This is a genomic window from Streptomyces sp. NPDC054932 (genome assembly GCF_053610205.1).
In genome coordinates this window covers 1-16638 of the sequence record NZ_JBSGXU010000174.1, presented here as the reverse complement: position 1 = coordinate 16638, position 16638 = coordinate 1, and the positions used below count along the sequence as shown (strand labels likewise).

The following is a 16638-nucleotide window of genomic DNA, read 5'->3' as shown; positions in this document are numbered from 1 at the left end:
GGACACACCGCGGGACACACCGCGGGACACACCGAAAGGGGCACCCGGCGCGCCGCGCCGGGTGCCCCTTTCGCGCTTAAAGTGATGATCGCCGGATACATCCTCGCGTACACCCTGTAAAATATTCAAAGCGTAAAGAAAGACCACAGGGTGCGCCGGGAAGTCTGGTCGGCAATGAGCTTTGCCATGCCGTCCAACCGCCCCCGGAGGTGTCCCCTCGTGGCCGCGCCCAGCCCCACCGACCACAAGCGCCGCAAGCTGCTCGGCCGCCTCTCACTGCCCGAGCGCCGCTTCGTCGCCGATGCCCTGCGCACCGAGACCGTCGGCGGCGTGCTGCTGCTCGTGGCCGCGATCGCCGCCCTCCTGTGGGCGAACATCCCCGCCATCTCCGACAGCTACTCCAGCGTCCGGTCCTTCCACATCGGTCCCGCATCCCTCGGCCTGGACCTCTCGCTCCAGCACTGGGCGGCCGACGGACTCCTCGCCATCTTCTTCTTCGTCGCCGGGATCGAGCTCAAGCGCGAGCTCGTCGCGGGCGATCTCCGTGACCCCAGGGCGGCCGCGCTCCCGGTGATCGCCGCCGTGTGCGGCATGGCCGTACCCGCGGTGGTCTACGTACTCGTCAACATCGTGGGTGACGGCTCCACGGACGGCTGGGCCGTCCCGACCGCGACCGACATCGCCTTCGCGCTCGCCATCCTGGCCGTCATCGGCACCTCGCTGCCATCGGCCCTGCGCGCCTTCCTCCTGACCCTCGCGGTCGTCGACGACCTCTTCGCCATCTTGATCATCGCGGTGTTCTTCACCAGCGACATCGACTTCCTCGCGCTCGGCGGCGCCTTCGTGGGCCTGGCCCTCTTCTGGTTCCTGCTCCGCCGGGGCGTCCACGGCTGGTACGTCTACGTTCCGCTCGCCCTGGTCATCTGGGGCCTCATGTACAACAGCGGCGTCCACGCCACCATCGCCGGCGTCGCCATGGGCCTGATGCTCCGCTGCACCCGCCGGGACGGCGAGCGGCAGTCCCCCGGCGAGCACATCGAGCACCTGGTCCGGCCGGTGTCCGCCGGGCTCGCCGTGCCCCTCTTCGCCCTGTTCTCCGCCGGGGTCTCCCTCTCCGACGAGGCCATCGCCCAGGTCTTCACCCGGCCCGAGACCCTCGGCGTGGTGCTCGGCCTCGTCATTGGCAAGACCGTCGGCATCTTCGGCGGCACCTGGCTGGCGGCCCGCTTCACCAAGGCCGAACTGAACGAGGACCTCGCCTGGCCCGACGTGCTCGCCGTGGCCTCGCTCGCCGGCATCGGCTTCACCGTCTCCCTCCTCATCGGTGAACTCGCCTTCGCCGACGACCCGGTCCTCACCGACGAGGTCAAGGCCGCCGTCCTGATCGGCTCCCTGATCGCCGCCGTGATCGCGTGCGTGATGCTCAAGCTCCGCAACCGCAGGTACCGGGCTCTCACCGACGCCGAGGAGCGCGACGAGGACCACGACGGCATCCCGGACATCTACGAGGAGCACAACCCCGCCTACCACCTGCGGATGGCCGAGATCTACGAGGAGAGGGCCGCCGAACACCGCCGCAAGGCCGAGCGCGAGGCCGCCGCCGCGCTCCAAACCACGGCCGGGTCCACCACCGAGGGCGACCGTCCGGCATGATCTGACTGACGACGCAGGACAGCCGCGCCGCCCGGCAGCAGACGACAGAGGGAGAGAGCGATGAGCGCAGTGGACCAAGAGGCGCAGGGAGCCGAGCTCACACTCGGCCAGCTGGTCGCCTCGGCCACCGCCGAGATGTCCGCGCTGGTGCACGACGAGATCGCCCTCGCCAAGGCGGAGATCCGCCAGGACGTCAAGCGCGTGGGCAGCGGATCCGCCTCCATCGCCGCCGCAGGAGTGTTCGCGGTCTTCTCCCTCCCGGTGCTGACCTTCGCCGCGGCGTACGGGATCCACAACCTCGGGCTCGGGCTCGCGTGGTCCTTCCTCATCGTCGGCAGCGCGTTCCTGCTGATCGCGGGCGTGCTCACGCTGATCGCCGTACGGAAGTTCAAGAAGATCAAGCCGCCGGAGAAGTCGATCGCCTCCGTCAAGCAGACCGCCGCACTGGTCGGGACCGTCAAGCCGCACCCGCGGCCGGTGAGTGACAAGGCTGTGGGTGTGGCACGCTCGTCCTCATGACAGCGCCCACGCCGGAATCCAGCGTTCCTCCCACAGCTGCCACGGCGGTACGGCTCGGCCTCCCCGGCGGGCAGGCGGTGACGCACCGGGACGTCGCCGCCAACGGCGCCCGCTTCCACGTCGCCGAGCTCGGTGACGGACCGCTGGTCCTGCTGCTCCACGGCTTCCCCCAGTTCTGGTGGACCTGGCGGCACCAGATGACGGCGCTCGCCGACGCCGGGTACCGGGCGGTCGCGATGGACCTGCGCGGCGTCGGCGGCAGCGACCGCACCCCGCGCGGCTACGACCCCGCCAACCTGGCGCTCGACATCACCGGGGTCGTGCGGTCGCTCGGCGAGCCGGACGCCGCCCTGGTCGGGCACGACCTGGGTGGGTACCTCGCCTGGACGGCGGCCGTGATGCGGCCCAAGCTGGTGCGCCGGCTCGTCGTCTCGTCCATGCCGCATCCGCGCCGCTGGCGCTCGGCGATGCTGTCGGACTTCGGGCAGACGCGGGCGAGTTCGCACATCTGGGGCTTTCAGCGGCCGTTCATTCCCGAGCGGCAGCTCGTCGCCGACGGCGGGGCCCTCGTGGGGGAGCTGATCCGGGAGTGGTCCGGGCCGCGGCCGCCCGAGGACGAGGATCTGGCCGTGTACCAGCGGGCCATGTGCATCCCGTCCACCGCGCACTGCTCGGTCGAGCCGTACCGCTGGATGATGCGGTCGATGGCGCGGCCCGACGGGATCCAGTTCAACCGGCGGATGAAGCGGCCGGTGCGGGTACCGACGCTGCACCTGCACGGCTCGCTCGACCCGGTGATGCGGACGCGGAGCGCGGCCGGTTCCGGGGAGTACGTCGAAGCCCCGTACCGGTGGCGGCTGTTCGACGGGCTCGGGCACTTCCCGCACGAGGAGGACCCGGTCGCCTTCTCGTCCGAGCTGGTGAACTGGCTCAAGGACCCCGAGCCGGACCGCTGACCGGACCACTGACCTGACCGGCGGCCGTACCGGCGATCGCCCCCTGAACGGGCGGGAGTTCACCGATGTGCTTGCCCTACGAACATTCAATTGCCTCGCGCATAGGCCAATTGGCCGCCCCTGACGGGGTTACGGACCTTGGGGCACGGGCACAGCTCGGAGTATGAGCTGGACGCACGACTACGGTGACACCGCGCACGAACGCCGCTCGGCAGCTACGCCGGGCACCCACGAGAGGGCCGGCCGGCACGGCCACGACCCCCGCCTCGGGATTCCGCTCATCCTGCGCCGACGGGCCCGCTGGGTCTCCGCGCGCCTGCGCCATCCACGGACGTAGGGACCCGGCGGGCGCGTCGTCTCAGAGGGCGCAGCCCTGGCTGTCGACCCGGCGTACGGCGTCCTTGCCGAAGCGGATGTCGTCGCGGATCTCGTCCACCGTCAGCACGTAACCGGTGTTGGGGTCGTCGAGGGACTTCGCGAAGACGACTCCGTACACCTTGCCGTCGGGCGTCAGCAGGGGCCCGCCGGAGTTGCCCTGGCGGACGGTCGCGTACAGCGAGTAGACGTCCCGCCGGACCGTACCGCGGTGGTAGATGTCCGGACCGTTGGCATTGATCCGGCCGCGGACGCGCGCCGAGCGGACGTCGTACGCGCCGTTCTCCGGGAAGCCGGCGACGATCGCGTCGGCTCCGCTCGTCGCGTCCTTCTCGGTGAACTCCAGCACCGGGGCCTTCAGCTTGGGCACGTCCAGGACGGCGATGTCGCGCGCCCAGTCGTAGAGCACGACCTTGGCGTCGTACAGCTTGCCCTCGCCGCCGATCTGCACGGTCGGCTCGCCGACCCCGCCGACGACGTGCGCGTTGGTCATCACCTTGCCGGGCGCGAAGACGAAGCCCGTGCCCTCCAGCACCTTGCTGCAGCTGGGCGCGGTGCCGACGACCTTCACGATCGAGCGTTTGGCCTGCTCGGCGACGGGGCTGGTGGCGAGCGCCGGGTCGGGCGCCTGCACCTCGGTGATCGGCTCGTTGGAGAACGGGCTGAACACCTGCGGGAAGCCGTTGCGGGCGAGCGTGGAGCTGAAGTCGGAGAACCAGGTGTTCGCCTGGTCGGGCAGCACCCGCGACACACCCAGGAGCACCTTGGAGTTGCGGACCTCCTTGCCCAGCGTGGGCAGCGAGGTGCCGGCGAGCGCGGAACCGATGAGCCAGGCCACGAGCAGCATCGCGACGACGTTGACCAGGGCGCCGCCGGTCGCGTCGAGCGCGCGCGCCGGTGACCAGGTGATCTGGCGGCGGAGTTTGCTCCCCAGGTGGGTGGTCAGGGCCTGCCCGATCGAGGCACAGACGATGATCACGACCACGGAGATCACGACTACCGTGGTGGACACCTGGGTGCCGTTGTCGGTCACCCGGTCCCAGATCAGCGGGAGCAGGGACACGGCGACGAGGCCACCGCCGAGGAAGCCGATCACCGACAGGATGCCGACGACGAACCCCTGGCGGTAGCCGACGATCGCGAACCACACGGCGGCGAGCAGCAACAGGATGTCCAGCACGTTCACGTGGGCCACCGTCTCATGCGCGCCAGTCGAGCGGGACCTGCCGTGAGCGGTCCCATGGTCGCTCCCAGCCCGCGAAGTGCAGGATCCGGTCGATCACCCCGGCCGTAAAACCCCAGACCAGAGCCGATTCGACGGTGAATCCCGGCCCCAGATGGCCGCTCGGGTGGACGGCCATGACCCGGTGTTCGGGATCCGTGAGATCGGCCACGGGAACCGTGAAGACCCGGGCCGTCTCGGCCGGGTCCACGGCGCCGACGGGGCTGGGGGCGCGCCACCAGCCGAGGACCGGGGTCACGACGAACTCGCTGACCGGGATGTAGAGCCGGGGCAGCACACCGAAGAGCTGGACACCGGAAGGATCAAGTCCGGTTTCCTCCTCGGCCTCGCGCAGCGCGGCGCGCAGCGGCCCGGTGGTGTGCGGATCTCCGTCCTCGGGATCCAGCGCACCGCCCGGGAAGGACGGCTGCCCCGCGTGGGAGCGCAGGGTGCCGGCGCGCTCCATGAGGAGCAGCTCGGGGCCGCGGGCGCCCTCCCCGAAGAGGACGAGGACGGCCGACTGCCGCCCGCGGCCGTCCTCGGGCGGCAGGAACCGGCTCAGCTGCCCCGGCTGGACGGACCGGGAGGCCCGGGCGACGGGTTCGAGCCAGCCGGGCAGGCCGTCGGTGCTGACGGCCGGGCCGTCAACTTCTCGGTCTCCCACCGTGGTTCCGGTCTCGTCCCGTGTACCGCGCGTCATAGGCACCCCTGTCCGCGTTGTCCTGTCCCACACCGTCTCCCCACACCGCAAACGCGATCCGGGTACCGATTGGTTCCTACATCACTGTGCCGCCGCGTCCGCCACGGCCCCGCCGAGCGGCGGGGCGGGAAGGCCCGGGTAGTCCGGGGGCGGGGTCAGCCGCTGGCCCGGCTGGCCGCCCTTCTCGTACTTGAGCAGCTTCTTCGCCTTCTCCGGGTCGGTCTCGCCCTCCCCGTACGCCGGGCAGAGCGGGGCGATCGGACAGGCCCCGCAGGCGGGCTTGCGCGAGTGGCAGATCCGGCGGCCGTGGAAGACGACGCGGTGCGAGAGCATCGTCCACTCGCTCTTCGGGAAGATCGCGCAGATCTCCGCCTCGACCTTCTCCGGGTCCTCCTGCTCGGTCAGCTTCCAGCGGCGCACCAGCCGGCCGAAATGGGTGTCCACGGTGATGCCCGGGACACCGAACGCATTGCCGAGGACCACGTTCGCCGTCTTGCGGCCCACTCCGGGCAGGGTCACCAGGTCCTCGATCCGGCCCGGCACCTCCCCGCCGAAGTTGTCCCGCAGGGCCTGCGAGAGGCCGAGCAGGGACCTCGACTTGGCCCGGAAGAACCCGGTCGGCCGGATGAGCTCCTCCAGATCCTCCGGGGCGGCCGCGGCCATGTCCTCGGGGGTCGGATAGGCGGCGAAGAGGGCCGGGGTCGTCTGGTTCACCCGCAGGTCGGTCGTCTGCGCGGACAGCACCGTCGCGACGAGCAGCTCGAAGGGATTGCGGAAGTCGAGCTCCGGATGGGCGTACGGGTAGATCTCGGCCAGCTCACGGTTGATGCGCCGGGCCCTGCGCACCATGGCCAGGCGCGATTCCGGCTTGACCGACTTCGGTTTCTTGGCCGAAACTTTGCCCTGAGGGGTGGCCGCGACCCTCGCGGACGTCTTCACTGGGACATGTTCGCCCACGGCTGAATTTGGGGGCTCCGTCACTCCGGCGGACCCCTTGGCCTGTGCTCTCACCGGCTTATTGGACACCCGGCCAGCCTAAGGCCGGCCGCTGACACCCGCCCGGACCTCAGGTAACACCACTCCGATTGGCCTCTGGCCGCACAGCACGCCCGTCCGTCCGGCATCCTTGTGATTGATCGCACTGTTTGAGCCGTCCGGCAAAATGGGGAGCACGGTCCCCTGAGCTGGTCGACATAGGAGAGAGACTCGTGGACGACGTTCTGCGGCGCGCCCCGCTCTTCGCGGCGCTCGATGACGAGCAGGCCGCGGAGCTCCGCGCCTCCATGGGCGAGGTGACCCTCGCACGCGGTGACGCCCTGTTCCACGAGGGCGACCCCGGCGACCGGCTGTATGTCGTGACCGAGGGCAAGGTGAAGCTCCACCGCACCTCCCCCGACGGTCGCGAGAACATGCTGGCCGTCCTCGGCCCCGGCGAGCTGATCGGCGAGCTGTCGCTCTTCGACCCGGGCCCGCGCACCGCCACCGCCACCGCGCTGACCGAGGTCAAGCTCCTCGGCCTCGGCCACGGTGACCTCCAGCCCTGGCTCAACGCCCGGCCCGAGGTCGCGACCGCGCTGCTGCGCGCCGTCGCCCGCCGCCTGCGCAAGACCAACGACCAGATGTCCGACCTGGTCTTCTCCGACGTTCCCGGCCGTGTGGCGCGGGCGCTCCTCGACCTGTCGCGCCGCTTCGGCGTGCAGTCGGAGGAGGGCATCCACGTGGTGCACGACCTCACGCAGGAGGAGCTCGCACAGCTCGTCGGCGCCTCGCGCGAGACCGTGAACAAGGCCCTGGCCGACTTCGCGGGCCGCGGCTGGCTGCGCCTGGAGGCGCGTGCGGTGATCCTGCTGGACGTGGAGCGCCTCGCGAAGCGCTCGCGCTGACGCCCTCGTCCTCGACCTGCCGAAGGCCCCGCCCGTACCCCGGGCGGGGCCTTCGGGCGTTCGGGGCCTTCGGGTGTTCGGCCGCTGCGCCGTTGCGGGGACCGTGCCCGGCGGCCGGGCACAGTGGAGGGATGGAGCACCGAGGGCTGGACGCGTACGGGTACTTCGAGCGCGAGGGGTCCCTCGGGCGGGTGCAGAGCGGGTTCAGGGCGGTCGTGGCGGCCGCGCGGGCACGGACCGCCGAGGCGTACGGCCGACGGCTGCACAGCGCCTACCTCTACGGGTCCGTGCCGCGCGGGACCGCCCGGCCCGGACGGTCCGACCTGGACCTGCTGCTCGTCCTGCACCACGAGCCCGCCGACGAGGACCGCGACACCGCCGAGGTGCTCGCACGCGGGCTCGACGAGGACTTCCCGGAGGTCGACGGGGTCGGCATCCTGCTCCGGGACAAGATCGCGGTGCTGAGCGAGGCGGAACGATTCGACCTGGGCTGGTTCCTCGCCTGCCTGTGCACCCCGCTGCTCGGCGCGGACCTGGCGGAGCACCTGCCGCGCTACCGCCCGGACAGCCTGCTCGCCCGCGAGACCAACGGGGACCTGGCCGAACTGCTGCCCGGCTGGCGGGCACGGCTGCAGGCGGCGTCGACCCCGCAGGAATACCGGAAACTGAACCGCTTCGTCTCGCGGCACCTGGTGCGCACCGCCTTCACGCTGGTCATGCCGCGGTGGGGCGGCTGGACCAGCGACCTCGGCGAGTCCGCGGAGATCTTCGGCATGTACTACCCCGAGCGCGCGGCCCAGCTGCGGGACGCGGCCGCCGTGGCGCTGGATCCCGTCGCGGACCCGGAGGTGCTGCGCTCGTACGTCGAGGACCTCGGACCGTGGCTCGCGGACGAGTACACGGCCCGGCACGGCAGGAAGACGCCGCGCCGGGACGCGCCGCGCTAGGACGCGTCGCGCTTCAGGGGCTCCTCGGTCACGGCGAGGGCGTCGACGGCCAGCTTGGCCTCCGCCAGGCCGGCGCCGGTGATGCGCCGGTACTCCTTGATCGCCGAGATGTGCCGGTCGGCCCTGAGCAGGGCGCGTACCTCGTCCATCCCGGCCGGCTCCGGCTCCTCGATGCCGAAGTGGTCCAGCACCAGGGCCAGGTGGCGCTCCATCCGGTCCGCCTTGTTCTGCAGGCTCTGCACCCGGAGGGTCACCGTCGAGGTGATCCACCCGGCCGTCGCTATCAGCATGACCAGCAGGAACACGGTGTTCATTCAGGCCCTCCCGGGATCAGTCCGTGATCACGAAGGTACTCGAGCTGCGCCCGGACGGACCATTCCGCGGCCGGCCACAGGGAGCGGTCCACATCCGCGTAGACCTGGGCGACCACCGCCTCCGGCGTCACGAAGCCGTTCTCGACGGCGGTCTCGACCTGGGCGAGCCGGTGCGCGCGGTGGGCCAGGTAGAACTCCACGGCGCCCTGCGCGTCCTCCAGGACCGGCCCGTGGCCCGGCAGGACGGTGTGCACCCCGTCGTCCACGGTGAGCGAGCGCAGGCGGCGCAGGGAGTCCAGGTAGTCGCCGAGGCGGCCGTCGGGGTGGGCAACGACGGTGGTGCCGCGGCCCAGGACGGTGTCGCCGGTCAGCACGGACCGGTCGGCGGGCAGGTGGAAGCAGAGCGAGTCGCTGGTGTGGCCGGGGGTCGGCACCACGCGCAGCTCCAGCCCGCCGGTCCGGATCACGTCCCCGGCGGCCAGGCCCTCGTCGCCCAGGCGCAGGGCCGGGTCCAGAGCGCGGACCTTGGTACGGGTCAGCTCGGCGAAGCGGCCCGCGCCCTCGGCGTGGTCGGGGTGGCCGTGGGTGAGCAGGGTGAGGGCGATCCGCTTGCCCGCCTGCTCGGCGGCGGCGATGACCGCCCGCAGGTGTCCGTCGTCCAGCGGGCCGGGATCGACCACGACGGCGAGGTCGGATCCGGGCTCGGAGAGCAGCCAGGTGTTGGTGCCGTCGAGGGTCATCGCGGAGGGGTTGGGGGCCAGGACGTTCACCGCGCGGGCGGTCGCCGGCCCTGAGATGACGACTCCGCGGGGCTGTCCGGGCAGTGCGGATGCATCGGTCATGCGGGGCCTCCCGGACGTCCGAGGTGGACGCGCTTGGTGAACTCGTCGTGCCCCGGCCAGCTGAGCACCAGCTCGCCGCCCTCCAGCGAGGCCTGGGCCAGGACCGGGGTGAGGTCCTGGCCGGCGGCGGCCGTGAGCGCGCCGGCGGCGCTCCCGTAGGGCTCCAGGGACCGCAGGGTGGAGATCGTGGGCGGCATCATCAGCAGCTCGCCCTTGTCGTAGCCGGCGGCCGCGTCGGCCGGACGGATCCACACCGTCCGGTCGGCCTCCGTGGAGGCGTTGCGGGTGCGCTGCCCCTCGGGGAGGGCGGCGACGAAGAACCAGGTGTCGTAGCGGCGCGGCTCGAACTCGGGGGTGATCCAGCGCGCCCAGGCCCCGAGCAGGTCGGAGCGCAGCCGCAGGCCGCGGCGGTCGAGGAACTCCGCGAAGGACAGCTCACGCGCCACCAGGGCCTGCCGGTCGGCCTCCCAGTCGTCCCCGGTGGTGTCGCCGACGATCGTGTCCGGGGTCTGCCCGGCGAGCAGGACGCCCGCCTCCTCGAAGGTCTCCCGTACGGCACCGCAGACGATCGCCTGGGCGGTACGGGCATCGGTCCCGAGCCGGGCCGCCCAGTCCTCCTGCGACGGGCCCGCCCAGCCGACCTGGTGCTCCTCGTCCCGGGGATCCACCCCGCCACCCGGATAGGCGTACGCACCCCCGGCGAAGGCCATGGAGGCCCGCCTGCGCAGCATGTGCACGGCGGGACCGTCGGGTGTGTCGCGCAGGAGCATCACGGTGGCGGCGCGGCGCGGCTCCACAGGGGTGAGCGAGCCGTCCGCGAGCGCGCGGATGCGGTCGGGCCACTCCGGCGGGTACCACTGGCCTCCGGCGGGGGGCTGCTGCTGACCATGCTGACCATTCGGCATGGCCGGATGCTACGGCCATCCGGCCCGATGTTCGAGGGTCACCCGTCGCTGCCGGCGGCCCGGCGGGCTGCTCCCGGCCGCCCGGGGCCGGTAACCGGACCTGTTCGGCCGATCCCGGTCGCCCGGCGCGGCCCGGGGACCGGCTCCGCCCCGGACCCCGCTCCTCGAACGCGCGAGGGGCCGGATCCGGGGCGGGCGGAGGCGGACTCGTGGAACCCTCCCGGAGGGTCAGGCTCCGGCGACCAGCTCGACCTGGATCTCGACCTCGACCGGCGCGTCCAGCGGCAGGACCGCCACACCGACGGCGCTGCGGGCGTGGACGCCCTTCTCGCCGAGGACGGCGCCCAGGAGCTCGCTCGCGCCGTTCAGCACGCCCGGCTGGGCCGTGAAGTCGGGGGCGGAGGCGATGAAGCCGACGACCTTCACGACACGCGCGATCTTGTCGAGGTCACCGACGACCGACTTGACGGCGGCCAGGGCGTTCAGCGCGCAGGTGGCGGCCAGCTCCTTGGCCTGCTCCGGCGAGACCTCGGCGCCGACCTTGCCGGTGACCGGCAGGTTGCCCTTGATCATCGGGAGCTGGCCGGCGGTGAAGACGTACGAGCCGGACCGCACGGCCGGCTGGTACGTGGCCAGCGGCGGAACGACCTCCGGCAGGGTCAGGCCGAGCTCGGCCAGCTTCGCCTCGACGACGCCGCTCATGCCTTCTCCCGCTTGAGGTAGGCCACGAGCTGCTCGGGGTTGTTCGGTCCGGGCACGACCTGGACGAGCTCCCAGCCGTCCTCGCCCCAGGTGTCCAGGATCTGCTTGGTGGCGTGGACCAGCAGCGGGACCGTCGCATATTCGAACTTCTTGGTCATGGGAGCGAGGGTAGTGCCTGTGGTGCGGGGCGCATGCCGCCCCCGAACACTCCGGGAGGACCACCCGGCACCACCGGAGCCGAACCCGAGGAATTAGGCTCGGACGCTGTGAGCAGGCTCCAGGTGGTCAGCGGCAAGGGCGGCACCGGCAAGACCACGGTCGCCGCAGCACTCGCGCTTGCCCTCGCACGCGAGGGCGGCCGGACACTTCTCGTGGAGGTCGAGGGCAGGCAGGGGCTCGCGCAGCTCTTCGGCGCCGAGGCACTCCCCTACGAGGAACGGAAGATCGCCGTGGCGCCCGGCGGGGGCGGTGAGGTCTTCGCGCTCGCCATCGACGCCGAACGGGCGCTGCTGGACTACCTCCAGATGTTCTACAAGCTCGGCTCGGCCGGCCGCGCGCTGAAGAAGCTCGGCGCCATCGACTTCGCGACGACCATCGCGCCCGGGCTGCGCGACGTGCTGCTGACCGGCAAGGCGTGCGAGGCGGTGCGGCGCAAGGACAAGGCCGGCCGGTACGTCTACGACCACGTGATCATGGACGCGCCGCCGACCGGGCGGATCACCCGGTTCCTGAACGTCAACGACGAGGTGGCGGGCCTGGCCCGGTTCGGGCCGATCCACAACCAGGCCCAGGCCGTCATGAAGGTCCTCAAGTCCCCCGAGACGGCCGTGCACCTGGTCACCCTCCTGGAGGAGATGCCCGTCCAGGAGACCGCGGACGGCATCGAGGAGCTGCGCGGCGCCGGGCTGCCCGTCGGCCGGGTGATCGTCAACATGGTCCGGCCGCACCATCTGGACGAGGACACCCTGCGCACCGCGGCCGACGACCGGCGCGCCGAGGTGGCGAAGGCGCTGTCCCGGGCGGGCCTCGGCGGCGCGCGCCGCGGCGGGCTGGCCGAGCGGCTGGTGGACCCGCTGCTCGTCCAGGCGGCCGAGCACGCGAGCCGGGTGGAGCTGGAGCGGGCGCAGCGCACCGTACTGGCGGGGCTGGACCTGCCGACGTACGAACTGCCCCTGCTCGGGGCGGGGATGGATCTGGCCGGACTGTACGCACTGGCCAAGGACCTGCGGAAGCAGTCGGTGGCCGAATGAGCGAGGGGGTGGACACCGTGGGCATGGACACTCCGCCCCGGCTGGCGGTCGACCGGCTGCTGGACGACCCGGAGACCCGGATCATCGTGTGCTGCGGGGCGGGCGGGGTCGGCAAGACCACCACGGCCGCGGCGCTCGGCGTACGGGCCGCCGGGCGCGGGCGCAAGGCCGTCGTGCTCACCATCGACCCGGCGCGGCGGCTCGCGCAGTCGATGGGGATCGACTCGCTGGACAACACCCCGCGCAGGGTGGAGGCCGTAGGGGCGGACGGCGGTCAACTGCACGCCATGATGCTGGACATGAAGCGCACCTTCGACGAGATCGTCGAGGCGCACGCGGACGGCGAGCGGGCCCGGGCCATCCTCGCCAACCCCTTCTACCAGTCCCTGTCGGCCGGCTTCGCGGGCACGCAGGAGTACATGGCGATGGAGAAGCTCGGGCAGCTGCGCGCCCGGGACGACTGGGACCTGATCATCGTCGACACGCCGCCGAGCCGGTCCGCGCTGGACTTCCTCGACGCGCCGAAGCGCCTCGGGTCCTTCCTGGACGGGAAGTTCATCCGTGTGCTGATGGCTCCGGCCAAGGTGGGCGGCCGGGCCGGGATGAAGTTCCTGAATGTCGGCATGTCGATGATGACCGGCACCCTCAGCAAGCTGATGGGTGCCTCGCTGCTGAAGGACGTCCAGACCTTTGTGGCCGCCATGGACACGATGTTCGGCGGTTTCCGCACGCGCGCGGACGCGACCTTCCGGCTGCTCCAGGCTCCCGGCACGGCCTTCCTGGTGGTCGCCGCACCCGAGGCGGACGCCCTGCGCGAAGCGGCGTACTTCGTGGAGCGGCTGGCCGCGGAGAACATGCCGCTGGCCGGTCTGGTACTGAACCGGGTGCACGGCAGTGGCGCCGACCAGCTGTCCGCCGAGCGGGCGTTGGCCGCCGCAGAGAATCTTGAAGAAGGCGGCATTGTCGATCAGGAGTCCGGGAAAGCTGGACTTCGTGACCCGGCCGCGGAACTCACCGACCCCACTGAAACCGCGGAGACCTCCGGATCCGCCCGGACTGCACGGACCACACGGACCGCGAACCCTCCCGACACAGGCTCCCCCGGCACCGAAGGCGACACCGCGGTCGTGGACAGGATCACGGCAGGACTGCTGCGCCTGCACGCCGAGCGCATGCAGGTGATCGCGCGTGAACAGCGCACACGCGATCGCTTCACCTCACTGCACCCCGAAGTGGCGGTGGCCGAAGTGGCCGCCCTGCCCGGCGATGTGCACGACCTCGCCGGGCTGCGGGCCATCGGAGAACGACTCGCGGCCGGGGTACCGGCCGGAGCGTAGGCGTTCGTACGTCGTGGCGGCCGTGTGATCTACCCGGCTGCCGCGTATGTCTCGTACGACACGTCGATCTCCGCGTCTGCATCCATGGTGAGGATGCCCGTGCTGCGCTCGTACTCCGTACGTGCGGTTTCGAGCAGCCGTCGCCACGAGGTGACGGTGGGACGCCGGCGCAGCAGTGCGCGTCGTTCCCGCTCTGTCATTCCGCCCCATACTCCGAACTCGACACGGTTGTCGAGCGCGTCGGCCAGGCATTCGGTCCGCACCGGACATCCGGTGCACACCGCCTTGGCCCTGTTCTGTGCCGCTCCTTGAACGAATAGTTCATCCGGATCGGTAGTGCGGCAGGCTGCCTGCGCACTCCAGTCGGTAACCCAGCCCATCCCGGCGCCGTCCTCTCCCGAATCGAGGCTCCCCCACGGCGGTAGCGGCATATTCACCGCTGCCAGTTGAGGACGTTACGGAAGGCGGGCACAGTGCAACACCCCCGACGGGCCCAATCTTGAATGGTCCGAACGGACTATGGGTAAGCGGCAGATCACCCGACGGAGTGATCCGGCGACATGCCCGACCATTCCGGCAATTCGGGTGTAATCGTCGGTTCGGCTTCAGCGGCGGGGCGAGATTCGGACATGTGTCCACCCCATTCGGGAAGGGTGAAAATCAAGCCGAGGGGTTGATGTCGCACCACACTGCTGTGACAGTTGGGGACAGCTTAGGCCAAGGCATTCGCGTGTGTCCGGCGAATCAGAACGTAGGCTGCCCTCTATGGGAAAGAAGCGCTCGGGCGGCGGGCTCACGGGGAGCCAGCAGGCCGCCAAGTTCCTCGGGATGTCCGTTCTCTCCGGGGTTGTACTGGCAGGCATGGCGATCCCTGCCGCAGGCGCCCTGGGTCTCGCTGCCAAGGGGACGGTCGAGGGATTCGATGAGATTCCGGCCAATCTCAAGACTCCGCCGCTGAGCCAGCGGACCACGATTCTGGACGCGGAGGGTGGCTTGATCGCCACCGTCTATTCGCGCGACCGGCAGGTGGTCCCCCTCACGGCGATCTCCCCGTACATGCAGAAGGCGATCGTCGCCATCGAGGACTCGCGTTTCTACGAGCACGGCGCGGTCGACCTCAAGGGCATCCTGCGCGCGGTCAACCGCAACGCCCAGGAAGGCGGCGCCGCACAGGGCGCCTCCACCCTCACCCAGCAGTACGTGAAGAACGTGTTCGTCGAAGAGGCCGGCGACGACGAGACCAAGGTGCGCGAGGCCCAGGAGAAGAGCCTCGGCCGCAAGATCCGCGAGCTGAAGTACTCGATCCAGGTCGAGGAGGAGCTCGGGAAGAAGAAGATCCTCGAGAACTACCTCAACATCACGTACTTCGGCCAGCAGGCCTACGGAATCGAATCCGCCGCCCAGCGCTACTTCAGCAAGCCGGCCAAGGACCTGGCCCTGGAGGAGTCCGCGCTGCTCGCGGGCGTCGTGCAGTCGCCGAGCCGGTACGACCCGGTGAACGACGTGCAGGAGGCGACGAAGCGCCGCAACATCGTCCTCCAGCGGATGGCCGACACCAAGGACGTCTCGCAGGCGGAGGCCGACGCGGCGAAGGCCAAGCCGGTCACCCTCAAGGTGACCAAGCCCCGCAACGGCTGCATCACCGCCGTCAAGGGCGCGGGCTTCTTCTGCGACTACGTGCGCAACTCCTTCCTGACCGACACGGTCTTCGGCAAGACGCGCGAGGACCGGGCGAAGATCTGGAACCAGGGCGGCCTGACGGTGCGCACCACCCTGGACCCGCAGTCGCAGGACGCGGCCAACGAGTCGATCAAGGATCACGTCTACCAGGAGGACGCGATCGCGACGGCCGTGACCATGGTCCAGCCGGGCACCGGCCGGGTGCTGGCGATGGGTCAGTCGAAGCCGTACGGCTTCGGGAAGAACGAGACCCAGATCAACTACTCCGTGGACAAGCGGATGGGCGGTTCGAACTTCGGCTTCCAGGTCGGCTCCACCTTCAAGCCGTTCATCGCGGCGGCCGCCCTGGAGCGGGGCATGCCCCCGACCAAGGTCTACCAGGCCCCGAACCGGATGAACTATCCGACGCCGATCTCCCGTTGCGACGGCACGGAGTGGCTGAACCTGCCGATCGACGGCAAGATCCAGACGGCGAAGAACGAGACCGAGGACGAGGTCGGCCCGTACGCGCTGCGGACGGCGATGGAGAAGTCCATCAACACCTACTTCGTCGAGATGATCGGCGAGATCGGCCTCTGCCCGGTGACGGAGATGACGCAGAAGCTCGGCGTGGTCCCGGCCGACGGCTCCAAGCTCCCCGAGTCCCCGTCGATCGCGCTCGGCTCCGCCGAACTCTCCCCGCTGACGATGGCCAACGCGTACGCGACCTTCGCCAACCGCGGTGTCTTCTGCACGCCGGTCGCCATCGAGTCGATCACCGACGCGCACGGCAAGGCCCTCGCCGTGCCGAAGTCCAAGTGCGACCGGGCGATGTCCACCGAGACGGCCGACACCATCAACACCCTGCTGCGCGGAGTGGTCGACTCCGGCACCGGTGAGCGGGCCGGCCTGAGCGACCGCGACAGCGCGGGCAAGACCGGTACGACGGACGGCCGCTACAACGCCTGGTTCGTCGGCTACACGCCGAACCTCTCCGGCGCGGTGTGGGTCGGCTCGGGCGGCGCGAAGAAGATCTCGATGGAGAACATCGAGATCGGCGGCAAGCCCTACCAGAAGGTCTTCGGTGGCGGTCTGCCCGGCCCGATCTGGAAGGACGCGGTCAGCGGCGCGCTGTCGGGCCGCGAGTCCGGGAACTTCACCACGGTCGGCATCCCGGAACCGAACGTCCCCTCCTCCGCCGGCCCGCGCGGCAACAAGCCTTCGACGAACCCGTCCCGGCCCGGCAAGCCCGGCGGTGACGGCAAGCCCGGTGGCCGGCCCGGCGGTCAGACCGCCGGAGCCAACGGCGGAGGCACGGGCGGCGCCGACCCGCAGCCCCCGTTCCCCGGGATCACGCTCGACCCGAGCATCGGC

18 protein-coding genes are annotated in these 16638 nt (G+C 70.9%); 9 read left to right on the top strand and 9 right to left on the bottom strand.

Annotated features, from left to right (window positions below):
• The first annotated feature begins 219 nt into the window (after positions 1-219).
• The 4 genes from nhaA (at position 220) to ACWGE1_RS32680 (ending at position 3465) form a co-directional block, all read left to right on the top strand.
• Positions 220-1653: a Na+/H+ antiporter NhaA gene (nhaA, locus tag ACWGE1_RS32695; protein WP_453424073.1), complete on the top strand. Its 1434-nt coding sequence runs from the start codon at positions 220-222 to the stop codon at positions 1651-1653.
• 60 nt (positions 1654-1713) lie between these two features.
• Positions 1714-2172 carry a phage holin family protein gene (locus ACWGE1_RS32690; RefSeq protein WP_453424072.1) on the top strand — a complete coding sequence of 153 codons (459 nt, stop codon included), beginning with the start codon at positions 1714-1716 and terminating at the stop codon, positions 2170-2172.
• Positions 2169-3128 carry an alpha/beta fold hydrolase gene (locus tag ACWGE1_RS32685; protein WP_453424071.1) on the top strand — a complete coding sequence of 320 codons (960 nt, stop codon included), beginning with the start codon at positions 2169-2171 and terminating at the stop codon, positions 3126-3128. Before ACWGE1_RS32690 ends, ACWGE1_RS32685 begins: the two co-directional genes overlap by 4 nt.
• A gap of 163 nt (positions 3129-3291) precedes the next feature.
• A complete protein-coding gene (locus tag ACWGE1_RS32680; protein WP_189743888.1) occupies positions 3292-3465 on the top strand; it encodes a hypothetical protein in 174 nt (57 codons plus the stop codon).
• A 21-nt stretch (positions 3466-3486) separates the two neighbouring features.
• Here the strand turns inward: ACWGE1_RS32680 and ACWGE1_RS32675 are convergent, their stop codons facing one another.
• From ACWGE1_RS32675 to nth, 3 genes are all read right to left on the bottom strand, one after another.
• Positions 3487-4689 (bottom strand): MarP family serine protease, encoded by a 1203-nt coding sequence (locus ACWGE1_RS32675; RefSeq protein WP_453424070.1) that lies wholly within the window; start codon positions 4687-4689, stop codon positions 3487-3489.
• Positions 4690-4702: 13 nt separating this feature from the next.
• Entirely contained in the window at positions 4703-5425 is a 723-nt protein-coding gene (locus ACWGE1_RS32670; protein ID WP_453424069.1) for an NUDIX hydrolase, read from the bottom strand.
• Positions 5426-5506: 81 nt separating this feature from the next.
• On the bottom strand, positions 5507-6364 hold the full coding sequence (gene nth, locus ACWGE1_RS32665; protein WP_453424068.1) for an endonuclease III: 858 nt from the start codon (positions 6362-6364) through the stop codon (positions 5507-5509).
• A 269-nt stretch (positions 6365-6633) separates the two neighbouring features.
• Here nth and ACWGE1_RS32660 point away from each other — a divergent pair, with 269 nt between their 5' ends.
• The gene (locus tag ACWGE1_RS32660; RefSeq protein ID WP_003981529.1) at positions 6634-7308 is read left to right on the top strand and encodes a Crp/Fnr family transcriptional regulator; all 675 of its coding nucleotides are present in this window, start codon (positions 6634-6636) and stop codon (positions 7306-7308) included.
• Positions 7309-7439: 131 nt separating this feature from the next.
• Positions 7440-8255, top strand: coding sequence for a nucleotidyltransferase domain-containing protein (locus tag ACWGE1_RS32655; protein WP_453424067.1), 816 nt, complete (start codon positions 7440-7442; stop codon positions 8253-8255).
• Here the strand turns inward: ACWGE1_RS32655 and ACWGE1_RS32650 are convergent.
• From ACWGE1_RS32650 to ACWGE1_RS32630, 5 genes are all read right to left on the bottom strand, one after another.
• Positions 8252-8569 carry a hypothetical protein gene (locus ACWGE1_RS32650; protein ID WP_453424066.1) on the bottom strand — a complete coding sequence of 106 codons (318 nt, stop codon included), beginning with the start codon at positions 8567-8569 and terminating at the stop codon, positions 8252-8254. The two genes, ACWGE1_RS32655 and ACWGE1_RS32650, sit on opposite strands and share 4 nt — an antisense overlap.
• A complete protein-coding gene (locus ACWGE1_RS32645) occupies positions 8566-9411 on the bottom strand; it encodes an MBL fold metallo-hydrolase (RefSeq protein ID WP_453424065.1) in 846 nt (281 codons plus the stop codon). Before ACWGE1_RS32645 ends, ACWGE1_RS32650 begins: the two co-directional genes overlap by 4 nt.
• Entirely contained in the window at positions 9408-10316 is a 909-nt protein-coding gene (locus ACWGE1_RS32640) for an NUDIX hydrolase (protein ID WP_453424064.1), read from the bottom strand. Before ACWGE1_RS32640 ends, ACWGE1_RS32645 begins: the two co-directional genes overlap by 4 nt.
• A 228-nt stretch (positions 10317-10544) precedes the next feature.
• Positions 10545-11018, bottom strand: coding sequence for a RidA family protein (locus ACWGE1_RS32635; protein ID WP_453424063.1), 474 nt, complete (start codon positions 11016-11018; stop codon positions 10545-10547).
• On the bottom strand, positions 11015-11176 hold the full coding sequence (locus ACWGE1_RS32630; protein WP_007264966.1) for a DUF4177 domain-containing protein: 162 nt from the start codon (positions 11174-11176) through the stop codon (positions 11015-11017). Before ACWGE1_RS32630 ends, ACWGE1_RS32635 begins: the two co-directional genes overlap by 4 nt.
• 108 nt (positions 11177-11284) lie before the next feature.
• On the opposite strand from ACWGE1_RS32630, the gene ACWGE1_RS32625 reads away from it, so the two are divergent.
• Positions 11285-12268, top strand: coding sequence for an ArsA family ATPase (locus ACWGE1_RS32625; protein WP_453424062.1), 984 nt, complete (start codon positions 11285-11287; stop codon positions 12266-12268).
• The gene (locus ACWGE1_RS32620) at positions 12265-13605 is read left to right on the top strand and encodes an ArsA family ATPase (protein WP_453424061.1); all 1341 of its coding nucleotides are present in this window, start codon (positions 12265-12267) and stop codon (positions 13603-13605) included. Before ACWGE1_RS32625 ends, ACWGE1_RS32620 begins: the two co-directional genes overlap by 4 nt.
• A gap of 29 nt (positions 13606-13634) precedes the next feature.
• Here ACWGE1_RS32620 and ACWGE1_RS32615 read toward each other — a convergent pair whose 3' ends face one another.
• A complete protein-coding gene (locus tag ACWGE1_RS32615; RefSeq protein ID WP_030009547.1) occupies positions 13635-13985 on the bottom strand; it encodes a WhiB family transcriptional regulator in 351 nt (116 codons plus the stop codon).
• A 385-nt stretch (positions 13986-14370) separates the two neighbouring features.
• Between ACWGE1_RS32615 and ACWGE1_RS32610 the strand changes: the two genes are divergently transcribed.
• Positions 14371-16638 (top strand): transglycosylase domain-containing protein (locus ACWGE1_RS32610; RefSeq protein WP_453424060.1); only part of this gene is annotated, 2268 nt, incomplete at its 3' end.